This is a genomic window from Nocardia sp. NPDC051787 (assembly GCF_040681325.1).
In the GTDB taxonomy this organism is placed as follows: Bacteria; Actinomycetota; Actinomycetes; order Mycobacteriales; family Mycobacteriaceae; genus Nocardia.
On sequence record NZ_JBFAYO010000035.1, the window covers coordinates 1 to 15,215 of the forward strand.

Here is a 15,215-nt window from a genome sequence, read left to right on the forward strand (position 1 = left end):
ATGGTACTGCACTCGACAGGGTGTGGGAGAGTAGGACACCGCCGGAACATCCTTCACGAAAGGCCCTCGACACAGTCGAGGGCCTTTCGTCGTTTTACGGCCGCAACTGCTGTTGCGAAGCAACTCACTAGAAATGGGAGCCCGGGTCATCATCCCGTTGCCGGCGGGTCTTCTCGCCCTCGCCCGAACTGCGTTTGGGCGCAATTCGTTTGGTTTGTGTCTCCCTGGCCGGTCACGTCGGCGCTGCGCGTTGCGGCCGGTTTGTGGGTGGCTGTGGAGGCCGGATGGGTGCCAGCGAGCCTCCGTTGGGCCGAGGACGTCGGAGTCGGCTACGGGCCGTGGCACTGGTCGGGGCCGTGCCGCAGCGGTGTTGGTTTGCTTGGGCCCCAGTGTGGTCGTCGTCGCGGTCGGCGGCGTCTCGAGGCGGGCGGACTTTCACCCACGTCGGTCACCTGGTGGCGTTCACCCTCGGCGTGGCCGCCGGGTTCTTCATGATTCACGCCATTGCAACCACCCGGCGCAGGCTGACCCGGGTCGAAACCGCGCTGCCGGCGGCGAGCGCGCTTCTCGCGGCGATGCTGCTCATGGGCTGAGCGCAACCGCCGTTCGGTGCTCACCTACAGTGCTTGGGTGCGCCTAGTGATTGCTCGCTGCCAGGTCGACTACGTAGGGCGACTCACCGCCCATCTTCCGATGGCCCGCAGGCTACTGCTGATGAAAGCGGACGGCTCGGTGCTCGTACATTCCGACGGCGGCTCGTACAAGCCGCTGAACTGGATGAGCCCGCCGTGCTGGCTGGAGGAACGCAACGGCGACACACCGCTCCCAGAGGGAGCGAAGGCGCTGTGGGTCGTCGCAAACAAGGCCGGGGAAGAACTCCGCATCACCATCGAGGACATCGAGCACGACTCCTCGCATGAGCTGGGCGTCGATCCCGGCTTGGTGAAGGACGGGGTGGAGGCTCACCTCCAGGAGCTGCTCGCCGAGCACGTGCAGACGCTCGGCGCGGGCTACACACTCATCCGCCGCGAATACATGACCGCGATCGGGCCGGTCGACCTGCTGTGCCGGGACGCCGACGGCGGCACGGTCGCGGTCGAGATCAAACGACGTGGCGAGATCGACGGCGTCGAACAGCTCACCCGTTACCTGGAGCTGCTCAACCGCGACCCCCTGCTAGCGCCGGTCACCGGCGTCTTCGCGGCCCAGCAGATCAAACCGCAGGCGCGCACGCTCGCCGAGGATCGCGGCATCCGCTGCCTCACCCTCGATTACGACGCCCTGCGCGGCACGGAGAGCAACGAATTCCGCCTCTTCTGAAGCCCGGGGTGTGCGGGCTGCTCCCGGGTGGGTAATAGGCTTGTCGCATGCCCCGCCGGAAGCCGCATTCGGATCGCCACGCTGATCGATCGCGGACCGTTGCGCCGCTCGGGGGCGTATTCGGGCGGACGGAGGCGGGACCGGACGGTGACGAGACCTATGTCGTCCGCACCATCCCGGGCACTCGTGCGATCAAGACCTACCGCTGCCCCGGCTGCGACCACGAAATCGCGCCCGGCGTCGCCCACATCGTCGCCTGGCCCGCCTCCGGCGGCGAGGACGATCGCAGGCATTGGCACCGCGGATGCTGGAACAGCCGCCGCACACGCAGAATCACCCGGCGCTGGTCCTGACCAAGGCCGGTCCCGCAGGCACACTAGGGAGCTCAGGAGCGCCACGGCGCTGATCGCCTGGGAGTTGTGCGCAGATGGACGGCAGCGCGCGGCATGGGAGGTCTGAACGAGCCCGGCGTACACCTGACGCCTGCTGCTGGTGTTCGGCGGGTGCGAATGCCGTTGCGGGCCTGGAGGAACACTCGCCTGGAATTAGGGAAGGCCGCCCCGATGGGGGCGGCCTTCGGTGAATTCGGTTGAGGTACTGCTTCAGTCGCCGTGGGCCCGACGTCAGTTGCTGATGTCGGCGCTCTCGCGCTCGTCCGAGTCGATCTCGTCGTCCTCAGTGGCGACCTCGGGGATCGCCTTCTGGCGCGAGCCGGTGACCGACTTGGTGTTGCCGCCGATCGACTTGCGCTGATCCGGAACGCCGTCCAGCAGTTCGCTTTCCCGGTTGACCGCGGCGAGCATCGCGGGCACCGAGTCGAGCTGACCGCGGATTCCGAGCAGCTGGGCGAGCACGCGGCCGCGCAGCACGCGCATCTCCTCGGCCAGTTCCTTCGCGTGCGCGATCTTGCGCTCGGAGGTCTGGGTGGCGGAGGTGATGAGGCGGTTGGCCTCGTCGGTGGCGTCCTTGATCCGCTGGGCGGCCTCGGCGCGGCTGGTGGCCTCCAGCTCTTCCATGGCGCGGGTGAGCTTGGTGCGACGCTCGGCCATGGTGGCCTCGAAGTCCTGCTGGGTGGCCTTGCGCTTCGCGTCGGCTTCCTTCGCGATGCGGTCGGCCTCGGCCTGGGCGGCCTCGATGATCTTGGCGGACTCGGTGCGTGCGTTCGCGAGGGTCTGCTCGAATTCGATTTCGAGCGCCTCGCGCTTCTCCTTGGTCTCCGCGAGCAGCGACTCGTACTTGCCACGCATCTCGGTGGCCTGCTGCTCGGCGATCGACACCATTTCCGCTGCCTCGGCCTGCGCCAGGGCACGGACCTCGGACGCCTCATCGGAGGCCAGGCGCAGCATGCGGGAAATGCGGTCGGACATGCCTTCCGCGGTGGTGGGCGGCACCGAGAGTCGGTCGACCTCCTTGCGGAGTTCGTCGATCTCGTCGCGCGCGTCTTCCAACTGGCTTGCGAGGTTACGTGCTTGTGCCGCAGCGGCATCGCGGTCGGTGGCGGTGACTCTCAGTTCCGCGTCGAAGCGGTCGAAGTAATTACGCACCTCGTCTTGCGCATAACCCTTGCGCACAACGGTGAAGGGCAGTGCAACGAAGCGATTGCGATCGGACTCGGGTGACGACATGGCACACAAACTACAGCCTGAAGACAGCCGATGGTGACTCGACTGCGAATGTCATTCCAACGAGTTTTCTCGACCTGACCTTGATACTAGTGCGTAACATTCGCGTTCGGTTCGACCAACTCGATCAGCACACCGCCAGCATCCTTCGGGTGGATGAAATTGATGCGGGAATCGGCCGTTCCGTGCCGCGGAGCCTCGTACAGCAAACGCAGCCCCTTGGCGCGGAGGTACGCGGAGACGGCGTCGATGTCGGTCACCCGGTAGGCCAGTTGCTGCAAGCCGGGGCCGCTGCGGTCGATGAACTTCGCGATGGTGGAGTCCGCGTTCAGCGGCGCCAGCAATTGCAGGGCGGTCGCTCGGTCCGGGGCGCCGGGCAGCGACAGCATCGCCTCGTGCACGCCCTGCGACTCGTTCACCTCGCGATGGGTCTCGACCATGCCGAGGTGCTCGGCGTACCAGGCCACGGCGGCGTCCAGGTCGGGCACCGCGATGCCGACGTGGTCGACCGCGGTCACGTAGTCCGCGGGGATGAAAGATGACTGATCCGTAACGGTGCTCACCAGTCGAACGTAGCGCGACCTGGCCCGGGCCGCGTGGGCCGGACCCGCTACCGTTGAGTAGGAAAACTTGCTCTCGCGCCGCCGATAGGCGCGGGCAGATCTACGAATGCGAGGCTCGTCGTGACCACTTCCGTGATCGTCTCCGGTGCGCGTACCCCGGTCGGCCGGCTGCTCGGGGGTCTGAAGGACTTCAGCGGCTCCGATTTGGGCGGTTTCGCCATCAAGGCGGCGCTGGAGAAGGGCGGCATCGCGCCCGACCAGGTCGACTACGTGATCATGGGCCAGGTGCTCACCGCCGGTGCCGGCCAGATTCCGGCCCGCCAGGCGGCGGTGGCCGCGGGCATTCCCATGGACGTGCCCGCGCTGACGTTGAACAAGGTCTGCCTGTCCGGCATCAACGCGATCGCTCTCGCGGACCAGTTGATCCGGGCGGGCGAGTACGAGATCGTCGTCGCGGGCGGCCAGGAGTCCATGAGCCAGGCGCCGCATCTGCTCGAAAAGAGCCGCGAAGGCTTCAAATACGGTGACGTGACGCTGCGCGACCACATGGCTTACGACGGCCTGCACGACATCTTCACCGACCAGGCGATGGGCGCGCTCACCGAGCAGCGCAACGACGCCGAGCCGGTCAGCCGAGAGGACCAGGACGCGTTCGCTGCTGCCTCGCACCAGCGTGCGGCGGCGGCGTGGAAGAACGGCGTCTTCGATGACGAGGTGGTCCCGGTCGCGGTGCCGCAGCGCAAGGGCGATCCGGTGCTGGTGACCACCGACGAGGGGATCCGCGCCGACACCACGGCCGAGTCACTGGGCAAGCTGCGCCCGGCCTTCAGGAAAAACGGCACCATCACCGCGGGTACCGCCTCGCAGATCTCCGACGGTGCGGCCGCGGTCGTGGTGATGAGCAAGGAGAAGGCGCAGTCGCTCGGTCTGAGCTGGATCGCCGAGATCGGCGCCGCGGGCGTGGTCGCGGGCCCGGACTCGACCCTGCAGGACCAGCCCGCCAACGCCATTGCCAAGGCGTGCGCCCGCGAAGGCATTTCACCCGCCGACTTGGACCTGGTGGAGATCAATGAGGCGTTCGCCGCAGTCGGCGTCGCCTCCACCCGCAAGCTGGGCATCGACCCGGAGAAGGTGAACGTCAACGGCGGCGCCATCGCCATCGGCCACCCGCTGGGCATGTCGGGCGCGCGCATCCTGCTGCACCTGGTGCTGGAGTTGAAGCGCCGTGGTGGCGGTGTGGGCGCGGCCGCACTCTGCGGTGGTGGCGGTCAGGGTGACGCGCTGATCGTCCGCGTCTGACGACGGGCAGGCACGGGCGACCACCTCGACACCAGCGCGAGGTCGGTGGACCCGTGGGCTTTGCCGTGTCGCCGGCGGAGCATCGGGTCGTGGAGTGGTGGGGTCACGATCGGGCCGGAGTGCGGCGTGGGCCTGCTGCGTGACGGACATGCCCGGGCGGAATGTCCGAGTGTGATCAGTTCAACTACGACAGTCCGTAGTGCATCCGGGTGCGTCCGGCAGAATGGGCGCATGGGCAATGTCTTCGACCTGAGCACCGTGGCCAAGCGGTTTCGTTTCATCGCGGTGCTGGAGGCGATCTCCTGGGTTCTGCTGATCATCGGCATGGTGTTCAAGCGGATTCCCGAGCCGGTGCTGTGGCCGGTCAAGGTGTTCGGCATGACGCACGGCATCATCTTCATCCTGTTCGTGATCACCGCGATCGTGGCGGCGCGCGAGCTGGGCTGGGGCGTCAGGACCACCGTGCTGGCGCTGGTGTCGAGCATTCCGCCGTTCTGCACGGTGCTGTTCGAGGTCTGGGCGGTGCGTTCGGGTCAGCTGGGTGAGTTGAGCAATGCCGCGTCGGCCGAGTCCGCGGCGCCCGCGTCGGCCACGTCGTGACAAACTGGAAGCCGTGAATCGACCAGCCGCACGCCGTCCTTCGCCCGCTGTCGCCGCCGCCATGTCCGGCGCGGTCGATCTGTCCAGCCTGAAGCAGCCCGCGAGTGGCGCGGGCGGTGCGGCCGGTGACTACGCGGTGTCCGAGGCCGATTTCGAGACCAAGGTCCTGCGTCGCTCGATGCAGGTGCCCGTGGTGGTCGTGCTGTACTCGCAGCGCAGCCCGGGCAGCGTCGAACTGGTCCGGACGCTGGAGCGTCTGGTGGCCGCCGCCGGCGGCGCCTGGGACCTGGCCACCGTCGAGGCCGAGGCCAACATGCGCATCGCCCAGGCGCTGCGGGTGCAGGGCATTCCCACGGTGATCGCGATCGCGGCCGGACAACCGCTGGCCGACTTCGAGGGCGCGCAGCCGGAGCCGCAGGTTCGGCAATGGCTGGACGCGGTGATCGACGCGGTGGCGGGCAAGCTGGAGGGTGGAGCGCCGCAGCAGCCCGCCGAGGACCCGCGCTTCGCGGCGGCTGAGGCGGCCTTGGAACAGGGCGATCTGGCCGGCGCGGAGGCGGCCTACGAGGCCATCCTCGCTGCCGAGCCGGCGAACGAGGAGGCCAAGGGCGCACTGCGCCAGCTCCGGTTCCTCGCCCGGGCGCAGGAGCTGCCGGAATCGGCCATCGCGATCGCGGACGCCGACCCGTCCAATGTCGACGCCGCGATCGACGCCGCCGACCTGGAACTGTTCCAGCAGCGACCGGAGGCGGCCTTCGACCGGCTGATCGAGGTCGTCAAGCGCACGTCGGGCGACGAGCGCACGAAGGCGCGCACCCGTCTGCTGGAGCTGTTCGAGCTGTTCGACCAGGCCGAGCCGTTCGTCGCGGCCGCGCGCCGCAAGCTGGCCGCCGCGCTGTACTGAGCCCGCGACACCGCGTCGCTCAGCGTGCCGAGCACCTATTCGAGTTGACCGCGCTTCAGGTGACGTTTGGTCGGCGTCGGGAGGTATCGGCGACGGCAGGGAGGCCGCACGCTCTTCGGCCTCGACCACGGGTGCTGCCACCGCGACTTGTCGGGACATCAGGGAACCGGCCGCGGAAACCAATGGCAGGGCCGGGGCGGAACTGGGACCATCGGCTGATGCCGCACTGGGTTCACGTTCTTCCTCAATTCCTGCTGGCCTGCCTGGTTCTCGCGGCTCTGCCTGGACCGGCGACCGCTCTGTTCCTGCAGCGCTCCGTACGGGACGGACGCACCGCGGGTTTGGCGGCCGTGGCCGGAAACGAAATCGGCGTGCTCGGCTGGACGCTCGCGGGCGGGGCCGGGCTCTCGGTGCTCTTGGTCGCGAACAGGGCAATGCATACAGCGGTGCACATCGTCGGGGCCCTGGTGTTGATCTGGCTCGGCGTGCAGGCGTGGCGGGGTGCGCGCGGTGGCGACGAGTTCGGTAGCGCGATGACGAAGATGCTCCCGTCGGGCCGCACACCCGGCTCCGCCTTCCGGGCATCGCTGCTCTCGATCGCGGCGAACCCGAAAGCCGCTGTCTTCGGGTTGACGATCCTTCCGCAATTCCTGCCTGCCAGTGGTCCGGTGTTGCCGACCGTGGTGATCCTGGCGCTCATTCAGCTGGTGATCGACACCGCCTGGTGTGTCGGGGTGGTGCTGGCCGCCGATCGCGCGGGAACTTGGCTGCGCCGGACCGGGATCAGACAGCGGGTCGAACGCACGCTCGCCGCGGTCTTGGTCGCCTTGGGTCTCGGACTCGCCGCGGACGCACGCTGACCGGGCGGGCGCGCATATCGGCGCGTTCCCCGACCATGTGGGCCGGATCGGCTTACAGCGGGAGCGAACGCGCAACTCACCACGGACGCACACTGACCGGGCCGCCCTGCTCACGCATATCGCGCCACGTCCCGATCCGCTCCGGAATGCCCGCTGATCCGGTCCGCGGCGTGGTGTACCGGTAGGTTGGTCCCCGTGACCGGCCGCATCGCTATCGATGACACTGCCCCGTCCATCGCAGGCGGTCGACCTGCCAAGGCCGTGGTCGGCGAGGTTTTCCCGGTACGCACCGTGGTGTGGCGAGAAGGCCACGACGCTGTCGCCGCCACGCTGGTCGTGAAAGGCCCTGGCGCGTCGCGACCGTCCCGTGTCCGCATGACGCCGGACCACGAACCCGACGTGTTCAATGCCACGTTCACTCCGAACGCTCCAGGCGCCTGGACCTACCGCATCGAAGGGTGGAGTGACCCCATCGCCACCTGGCGGTCGGCGATCGAGGCGAAGCTGGCCGTCGGGCAGAGCGCCGCCGATTTGGCCAACGACTTGGAGCTGGGTGCCCGGCTGTTCGAGCGCGCGGCGCAGGCCGTCGCGAAGAAGCAGTTCGAGCGCTTGCGCGCGGTCGCGGCGGCACTGCGCAGCGCCGAGCAGCTACCCGCGCGGGTGGCCCCGGCCTTCACCGAGGAGGTCGCCGACATTCTGCGCGCCACACCGCTGCGCGACCTGGTCACCCGCGGCCCGCAGCACACCGTGCACGTCGAGCGGAACCGCGCGCTGTTCGGCTCCTGGTACGAATTCTTCCCGCGCTCGACCGGCGGCCGCGACGTCACCGGCAAGCCGATCCATGGCACCTTCGCGACCGCGGCCGAGCAACTCCCGCGTATCGCCGGTATGGGCTTCGATGTGGTGTATCTGCCGCCCATCCACCCGATCGGCGAGGTGAATCGCAAAGGCCGCAACAACGCGCTCACCGCGGAGCCGGGGGATGTCGGCTCGCCGTGGGCGATCGGTTCGAAGCACGGCGGCCACGATGCCGTGCACCCCGAGCTGGGCACGGAGGCCGATTTCGCCGGGTTCGTCGCGGCGGCGCACCGACTCGGCCTGGAGGTTGCGCTCGATCTCGCATTGCAATGCGCGCCCGACCATCCGTGGGTGCGGGCACATCCGGAATGGTTCGTCACCCTGCCCGACGGCAGCATCGCCTACGCCGAGAACCCGCCCAAGAAGTACCAGGACATCTACCCGGTCAACTTCGACAACGACCCCGATGGCCTCTACGCCGAGGTGCTGCGTGTAGTGCGGCACTGGATCAGTTTGGGCGTCAATATCTTCCGCGTCGACAACCCGCACACCAAGCCCGCCGATTTCTGGGAATGGCTGATCGCGAACGTGCGCCGCACCGACCCGGACGTGCTCTTCCTGTCCGAGGCGTTCACCCGCCCCGCCCGGCTCTATGGGCTGGCCCGGCGCGGATTCAGCCAGTCCTACACATATTTCACCTGGCGGGTGGCGAAGTGGGAGCTCACCGAGTTCGGCAACGAACTGGCCGCGAAGGCCGACGAGGCGCGCCCGAACCTGTTCGTGAACACCCCGGACATCCTGCACGAGACCCTTCAGCACGGCGGTCCGGGCATGTTCGCCATCCGCGCGGTGCTGGCCGCCACCCTCGCGCCCAGCTGGGGCGTCTATTCGGGTTTCGAGCTGTTCGAGCATCAGGCGGTGCGTCCGGGCAGCGAGGAGTACCTGGACTCGGAAAAGTACGAACTGCGTCCGCGCCCGTTCGCCGACGCGCTGGCGCGCGGGGAATCGTTGGAGCCGTGGCTCACCAGGCTCAACGAGATCCGTCGCGCGCATCCGGCCCTGCAACAGTTGCGCTGCCTGCACTTCCATCACGTGGACAACGACGCGCTGCTCGCCTACTCCAAGATCGACCCAGCCAGCGGCGACGCCGTACTGATCGTGGTGAACCTGAATCCGTTCGCCGCCGAGTGGGGCATGCTCTCGCTCGACCTGCCCGCGATCGGACGTGAGTGGCACGACCACCCCGTGGTGTACGACGAGGTCAGCGGCGAGGAATATCACTGGGCTCAGACCAATTACGTGCGATTGGACCCCGCCCGCGCCGTCGCGCACATCATCACGTTGCCGCCGGTGTCCCAGCAGGCTCGCACCGAACTGGCCTACCGCAGGACGCTGCGATGAGGCGACGCGACCTCATGCTGCTCGCGGCGGGCACGCACGCCGACCCGCACACCGTGCTCGGCGCGCATCCCCATCCCGACGGCACGGCCGTGCGGGTGCTGCGCGCGCACGCGGAAACGGTGTCGGTGCGAGTGGGTGGCGTCGACCATGCACTGAAATCGCTGGGTCACGGCGTGTTCGCCGCGGTGGTGCCGTACCCCGATCTCATGGACTATCGCGTCGTGACCACCTATCCGGGCGGGCAGACGATCATCAGCGCCGATGGTTACCGCTTCCTGCCCACGCTCGGCGAACTCGACCTGCATCTCATCGGCGAGGGCCGCCACGAGCGCCTGTGGGAAGTGCTCGGCGCGCATCCGCGCCGGTACGCCACCCTGGACGGCGAAGTAGAGGGCACGTCGTTCGCGGTGTGGGCGCCGAACGCGCGCGGTGTCACCGTGTTCGGGGATTTCGACGGCTGGAGCGGCAGCACCGCGCCGATGCGCTCGCTGGGTTCGTCCGGTATCTGGGAGGTCTTCGTCCCCGGTGTCGGACCGGGCACGAAATACAAATACCGCGTGCACGGCGCCGACGGACGCACCGTCGATCACGCAGACCCGCTGGCCTTCGCCACCGAACAACCCCCGGCCACGGCTTCGGTGGTCACCGAAAGCCACTACGTGTGGAACGACCACGCCTGGCTCGAGCGGCGTACGGCCACCGACCCGGCCCGAGCGCCGATGAGCGTCTACGAAGTGCATCTCGGCTCATGGCGTCCTGGCCTCGGCTACCGGGAACTGGCCGACCAGCTCGCCGAATACGTGCAGGCGGCCGGATATACCCACATCGAATTGCTCCCCATCGCCGAGCATCCGTTCGGTGGCTCATGGGGATACCAGGTCACCTCCTACTACGCGCCGACGGCGCGCTTCGGTTCTCCCGACGACTTCCGCGCGTTCGTCGACCGCATGCACGCCGCGGACATCGGGGTACTGCTGGACTGGGTGCCGGCGCACTTCCCCCGCGATGAATGGGCGCTGGCCCGTTTCGACGGCACCCCGCTCTACGAACACGCCGACCCGCGCCGCGGTGAGCAACTCGACTGGGGCACCTACGTCTTCGACTTCGGCAGACGCGAAGTGCGCAACTTCCTGGTCGCCAACGCGCGCTACTGGATCGAGGAATTCCACATCGACGGCCTGCGCGTGGACGCGGTCGCCTCCATGCTCTACCTGGATTACTCCCGCGCGGAAGGCGAGTGGGAACCCAACGTGCACGGTGGCCGGGAGAACCTGGAGGCCGTCGACTTCCTCCAAGACCTCAACGACACCGTGCACCGCAACCACCCCGGCGTGGTCACCATCGCCGAGGAGTCCACCACCTGGCCCGGCGTCACCCGTGGCACCGACGTCGGCGGACTCGGGTTCACCATGAAGTGGAACATGGGCTGGATGCACGACACCCTCGGGTTCCTCGGTCGCGACCCCGTGCACCGCAGCTGGCACCACAACGAGATCACTTTCTCGCTGATGTACGCCTGGAGCGAGAACTACGTGCTGCCGATCAGCCACGACGAGGTGGTGCACGGCAAGGGCACGCTCTGGACCAGGATGCCGGGTGACGATTTCGCCAAGGCCTGCGGCGTACGGGCGCTACTGGCCTACATGTGGGCTCATCCCGGCAAGCAATTGCTGTTCATGGGCCAGGACTTCGGCCAGTTCCGGGAGTGGTCGCACGACCGCGGCCTGGACTGGCACGAACTGGACAACCCCCTGCACCAGGGCGTAACCGCGCTGGTGCGGGACCTGAACGCGGTCTACCGCGCCTACCCCGCCCTGTGGAGTCAGGACACCACGCCGGGCGGCTACGCGTGGATCGAAGCGAACGACCGCGCCAACAACGTGCTGGCGTTCCTGCGTTACGGCTCGGACGGCTCGGTCGTCGCGTGCGTTTACAACTTCTCCGGATCGATGCACGAGGCCTACCGCGTCGGCCTCCCGCACGCGGGCCGCTGGCTCGAACTGCTCAACACCGACGCGGTGCACTACAGCGGCTCCGGTATCGGCAACCTCGGCGAGGTGATGGCCACCGACGAGCCATGGCATGACCGGCCCGCCTCGGCCACGGTGACACTGGCGCCGAACAGCGCGGTCTGGTTGCGGCCCGCCTGACGATGGGTCGACGTGGCCGCGCGTCAGCCGCGTTGCGGATAGCGTCTGGGTGAGCGAGCCGTTCAGGGTGCCCGATGGGCGTGCGGTCCCCGTTGATCAGCCTGAGCGGCCGCTGTGGCCGCATGCTGCTCGCTCGCGCCGCACCGCTGTGCGGCGCTTACGGCATTGTCAGGCACGCTATGCCGACGTTGATGCCGTTGCCGACCGTCATCGCTGGTGTGCTCACGGCGGCCGTTCCCTGCGTCATGGAGGTCCCTGGTGTCGTGGAGGGGCCTTGTGTCGCGGAGATGGTGTGTTGTCCGGTCGCGGTCGGCGTCCAGGTCGTGGTGGCCTGGTTGCTGGTCACCTGCGCGGGATTCGGCGAGAAAGTTCCCGCGGCGCTGTCGGTGAACGTGACCGGGTCGGAAGATGAGGCACTGTCCATCATGGCCGTCACGCGGTACTCGCAGTTGGTTCCGTAGTTCGCGAAACCGAAGGTCATTCCTTGGGCCGCGTTGACCGATGTGACTGCCGCCCCGGCGTTCGGTGCGACGAGCACGAGTGCGGTCGCGATGGCTCCGATCCCCGTGATGCCTACTCCAGCCCGCGACAAGTGGCGTTTGCGGGCGCGATTCGGGTGTGCTGTCGTCCACATCTTGATCACTCCCGGACTGATTCGGTTGATGCGGCCGGATGGTCCGCACAGCTTGTGGGTTTGCCCCGCGGTCGGGAGTTCACAACCGGTCGCGGGTCTCGATCGGGTAGCGGCATGCCGTACGTCGCGACGATGGCCAGGACTCCAGGTGGGCGGAGTTTGCGGCAAACCCGCCGGTGAGCGTCACGTGTCCGTTCCGTGACACGGGCTGCACGATCCGGGGCTTCACCGACCCACGGCACCGGCACGCGATCGATCACGCCGTCGCGGCGTTCGAATTCGCCGAACAGGATGGCAAGACCCACGCGTGACGGCTCCGAGGCCGTGGCGAGCCGGTAAGTTTTTTCCAATGAAGGCATTGCGTCGTTTCACCGTCCGTGCCCATCTGCCCGAGCGTTTGGCGGCCCTGGGTGAGCTCGCCACCAACCTGCGCTGGTCGTGGCATCCGCCGACGCAAGACCTGTTCGCCGCGTTGGATCCGCTGCGGTGGCAGGACATGGGGCATGATCCGGTCCGGATGCTGGGCGAGGTGCCCGCGGCGCGGTTGGACGAGCTGGCCGCCGATCCGGATTACGTCGCGCGCGTGGACGGCGCGGTCGCGGACCTGCGCGACTACCTGGCGGCGCCGGGCTGGTTCCAGCGTCGCGCGGGGGAGGAGGGAGTGCGCGGCATCGCCTACTTCTCGATGGAGTTCGGCGTTACCGAGGTGCTGCCGAACTACTCGGGTGGGCTGGGCATCCTGGCCGGTGATCACCTGAAGGCCGCCTCCGACCTGGGATTGCCGCTGATCGGCGTCGGACTGCTGTACCGCTCGGGGTATTTCCGGCAGTCGTTGTCCGCGGACGGCTGGCAGGCCGAGCACTATCCGGCGCTGGACCCGCAAGGCCTTCCGCTGCGCGCGCTCACCTCGGGTGGTTCGCCGGTGCTCATTCACGTGGCCATGCCCGAGGGCAGGGTGCTGCGGGCGCGGGTGTGGATCGCGCAGGTCGGCCGGATTCCCCTGCTGCTGCTCGACTCGGACATCGCCGAGAACGATCCGGAACTGCGCGCGGTCACCGACCGCCTCTACGGCGGCGACCAGGAACATCGGATCCGGCAGGAGATCCTGGCGGGTATCGGCGGCGTGCGCGCGGTCCGCGCCTACACGGCGGTGGAAGGGCTGCCCGATCCCGACGTGTTCCACATGAACGAAGGCCACGCGGGCTTCCTCGGCGTGGAGCGCATTCGCGAATTCGTGGCGGCCGGAAGGGATTTCGATGCCGCGCTGGCCGCGGTACGGGCAGGCACGGTGTTCACCACGCACACTCCGGTCCCGGCGGGCATCGATCGGTTTCCGATGCCGATGGTGCGCCGCTACTTCGGCGGCGCGCACGGCGAATCCGAATCCGCGCTGCTCCCAGGACTTTCCGTGGACCGGATCGTGGCGCTCGGACGAGAAGCCGACCCCTCCGTCTTCAACATGGCCCATATGGGTCTGCGGCTCGCGCAGCGCGCCAACGGCGTCTCGAAGTTGCACGGCGAGGTCAGCCGGTCCATGTTCGCCTCGCTGTGGCCCGGATTCGACCCCGCGGAGGTGCCGATCGGGTCGGTCACCAACGGCGTGCACGCCACCACCTGGGCCGCGCGGGAATGGGTGGACAAGGCCCGCGAGCACATCGGCGCGGAGCTGGTCGAGGAGGCGCGCGGCTGGGAACGGCTGCGGGACGTGGATCTCACCGAGCTGTGGTCGACGCGCAACACCCTGCGCGGCATCCTGGTCGAGGAAGTGCGCCGCCGATTGCGCGCGTCCTGGCTGGAGCGCGGAGCGGCGGAGGCCGAACTCGGCTGGATCAACGGCGTTTTCGATCCGAACGTGCTGACCGTCGGGTTCGCGCGGCGGGTGCCGACCTACAAACGCCTCACCCTGATGCTGCGCGACCCGCAGCGGTTGCGCGCCCTGCTGCTGGACCCGCGCCGTCCGATGCAGATGGTGGTCGCGGGCAAGAGTCACCCGGCCGACGACGGCGGCAAGGCGCTCATCCAGCAGGTGGTCCGCTTCGCCGACGATCCCGAGGTGCGGCACCGGATCGTCTTCCTGCCCGACTACGACATGTCGATGGCTCGCTTCCTGTACTGGGGTTGCGACGTCTGGCTGAACAACCCGCTGCGGCCGCTGGAGGCGTGCGGCACCTCCGGTATGAAGTCCGCGCTGAACGGCGGGCTCAACCTGTCCATCCGGGACGGCTGGTGGGACGAGATGTACGACGGCGAGAACGGCTGGGCCATCCCCACAGCGGACGGCGTCCGTGACGAGCAACGCCGTGACGACCTGGAGGCCGCCGCGCTCTACGACCTGTTCGAGCGGACCGTCGCGCCGCGCTTCTACGATCGCGACGCGTCGGGCATGCCGGTGCGCTGGGTCGAGATGGTCCGGCACACCTTGCAGACCTTGGGACCGCAGGTGCTGGCCTCGCGGATGGTTCGCGACTACGCGATGGAGTACTACGCCCCCGCCGCCGCGGCCTACCAGCGGGCGACAGCCGACGATTTCGCGGTCGCGGGCGCGATCGCCGAGTACCGCCACCGGGTGGAGTCGGCGTGGCCGTCGGTCAAGGTGATCCAGGTGGACAGCGCGGGACTGCCGGACACGCCGGTCATCGGGGCGCGGTTGTCGCTGACCGCGCGGGTCGAGCTCGGTGGGTTGAGCGTCTCGGACGTGGTGGTGCAGGCGGTGCTCGGACGGGTGTCCGCGACCGACGACCTTTCCGACATCACGACCGTCCCGATGACGCACAGCGGCTCCGATTCCGGCGTGGAGCTGTTCACTGTCGACACTCCGGTTCCGCTGTCCGGAGCCGTCGGCTACACCGTGCGCGTGCTGCCGCACAACGACCTGCTGGCCTCCGACGCGGAACTCGGCTTGGTCTCCGCGCCGAGCGCGTAGCTCGAGCGATCCGGACCGACCCGTCAGTCGCGCCCGGCGAGAGGGCCGGGGCCGAATAGGGCAACCCCGGAGTATGGCGCCGCCGCCGGTCCGTCCGGTGGCGTTGATCACGGAAGCGCCGTAGCCGTCCGACGCGAGTGC

General features: G+C 68.3%; 13 protein-coding genes. 11 read left to right on the top strand and 2 right to left on the bottom strand.

Features of this window, described 5'->3' with window-relative positions; genetic code table 11:
- Nucleotides 1–455 precede the first annotated feature (455 nt).
- From AB0M45_RS28605 to AB0M45_RS28615, 3 genes are read left to right on the top strand one after another with little or no spacing between them, the layout of a single operon-like run.
- Entirely contained in the window at nt 456–593 is a 138-nt protein-coding gene (locus tag AB0M45_RS28605) for a hypothetical protein (RefSeq protein ID WP_364335578.1), read from the top strand.
- Nucleotides 594–630: 37 nt separating this feature from the next.
- A complete protein-coding gene (gene nucS, locus AB0M45_RS28610; RefSeq protein ID WP_364335580.1) occupies nt 631–1,320 on the top strand; it encodes an endonuclease NucS in 690 nt (229 codons plus the stop codon).
- 47 nt (nt 1,321–1,367) lie between these two features.
- Nucleotides 1,368–1,673: an ATP/GTP-binding protein gene (locus AB0M45_RS28615; RefSeq protein ID WP_364335582.1), complete on the top strand. Its 306-nt coding sequence runs from the start codon at nt 1,368–1,370 to the stop codon at nt 1,671–1,673.
- Nucleotides 1,674–1,943: 270 nt separating this feature from the next.
- Here the strand turns inward: AB0M45_RS28615 and AB0M45_RS28620 are convergent, their stop codons facing one another.
- Nucleotides 1,944–2,945 carry a hypothetical protein gene (locus AB0M45_RS28620; protein ID WP_364335584.1) on the bottom strand — a complete coding sequence of 334 codons (1,002 nt, stop codon included), beginning with the start codon at nt 2,943–2,945 and terminating at the stop codon, nt 1,944–1,946.
- Between the two features lie 86 nt (nt 2,946–3,031).
- The gene (gene mce / locus AB0M45_RS28625) at nt 3,032–3,505 is read right to left on the bottom strand and encodes a methylmalonyl-CoA epimerase (protein WP_364335586.1); all 474 of its coding nucleotides are present in this window, start codon (nt 3,503–3,505) and stop codon (nt 3,032–3,034) included.
- A 120-nt stretch (nt 3,506–3,625) separates the two neighbouring features.
- On the opposite strand from mce, the gene AB0M45_RS28630 reads away from it, so the two are divergent.
- The 8 genes from AB0M45_RS28630 (at nt 3,626) to glgP (ending at nt 15,074) form a co-directional block, all read left to right on the top strand.
- Nucleotides 3,626–4,804 (top strand): acetyl-CoA C-acetyltransferase, encoded by a 1,179-nt coding sequence (locus AB0M45_RS28630; RefSeq protein ID WP_364335588.1) that lies wholly within the window; start codon nt 3,626–3,628, stop codon nt 4,802–4,804.
- 231 nt (nt 4,805–5,035) lie between these two features.
- Nucleotides 5,036–5,404 carry a DUF3817 domain-containing protein gene (locus tag AB0M45_RS28635; protein ID WP_364335590.1) on the top strand — a complete coding sequence of 123 codons (369 nt, stop codon included), beginning with the start codon at nt 5,036–5,038 and terminating at the stop codon, nt 5,402–5,404.
- Between the two features lie 61 nt (nt 5,405–5,465).
- Nucleotides 5,466–6,308, top strand: a complete 843-nt coding sequence (locus tag AB0M45_RS28640) for a tetratricopeptide repeat protein (RefSeq protein ID WP_364335727.1) — start codon at nt 5,466–5,468, stop codon at nt 6,306–6,308.
- Nucleotides 6,309–6,526: 218 nt separating this feature from the next.
- Nucleotides 6,527–7,168, top strand: a complete 642-nt coding sequence (locus AB0M45_RS28645) for a LysE family translocator (RefSeq protein WP_364335592.1) — start codon at nt 6,527–6,529, stop codon at nt 7,166–7,168.
- Between the two features lie 195 nt (nt 7,169–7,363).
- Complete coding sequence (locus AB0M45_RS28650; RefSeq protein ID WP_364335594.1) at nt 7,364–9,367, top strand: alpha-1,4-glucan--maltose-1-phosphate maltosyltransferase; 2,004 nt, start codon at nt 7,364–7,366, stop codon at nt 9,365–9,367.
- A complete protein-coding gene (glgB, locus tag AB0M45_RS28655) occupies nt 9,364–11,517 on the top strand; it encodes a 1,4-alpha-glucan branching protein GlgB (RefSeq protein WP_364335596.1) in 2,154 nt (717 codons plus the stop codon). Before AB0M45_RS28650 ends, glgB begins: the two co-directional genes overlap by 4 nt.
- Nucleotides 11,518–11,591: 74 nt before the next feature.
- On the top strand, nt 11,592–11,978 hold the full coding sequence (locus AB0M45_RS28660) for a hypothetical protein (protein ID WP_364335598.1): 387 nt from the start codon (nt 11,592–11,594) through the stop codon (nt 11,976–11,978).
- Between the two features lie 522 nt (nt 11,979–12,500).
- Nucleotides 12,501–15,074, top strand: coding sequence for an alpha-glucan family phosphorylase (gene glgP, locus AB0M45_RS28665; protein WP_364335600.1), 2,574 nt, complete (start codon nt 12,501–12,503; stop codon nt 15,072–15,074).
- The last annotated feature ends 141 nt before the right edge of the window (nt 15,075–15,215 follow it).

What these genes read in the sequence shown, in the direction of transcription:
- AB0M45_RS28660 (WP_364335598.1), top strand. Translation starts at nt 11,592, where the DNA reads ATGGGCGTGCGGTCCCCGTTGATCAGCCTGAGCGGCCGCTGTGGCCGC.
- AB0M45_RS28640 (WP_364335727.1), top strand. Translation starts at nt 5,466, where the DNA reads ATGTCCGGCGCGGTCGATCTGTCCAGCCTGAAGCAGCCCGCGAGTGGC.
- AB0M45_RS28620 (WP_364335584.1), bottom strand. Translation starts at nt 2,945, where the DNA reads ATGTCGTCACCCGAGTCCGATCGCAATCGCTTCGTTGCACTGCCCTTC.
- glgP (WP_364335600.1), top strand. Translation starts at nt 12,501, where the DNA reads ATGAAGGCATTGCGTCGTTTCACCGTCCGTGCCCATCTGCCCGAGCGT.
- AB0M45_RS28615 (WP_364335582.1), top strand. Translation starts at nt 1,368, where the DNA reads ATGCCCCGCCGGAAGCCGCATTCGGATCGCCACGCTGATCGATCGCGG.
- AB0M45_RS28645 (WP_364335592.1), top strand. Translation starts at nt 6,527, where the DNA reads ATGCCGCACTGGGTTCACGTTCTTCCTCAATTCCTGCTGGCCTGCCTG.
- AB0M45_RS28635 (WP_364335590.1), top strand. Translation starts at nt 5,036, where the DNA reads ATGGGCAATGTCTTCGACCTGAGCACCGTGGCCAAGCGGTTTCGTTTC.
- glgB (WP_364335596.1), top strand. Translation starts at nt 9,364, where the DNA reads ATGAGGCGACGCGACCTCATGCTGCTCGCGGCGGGCACGCACGCCGAC.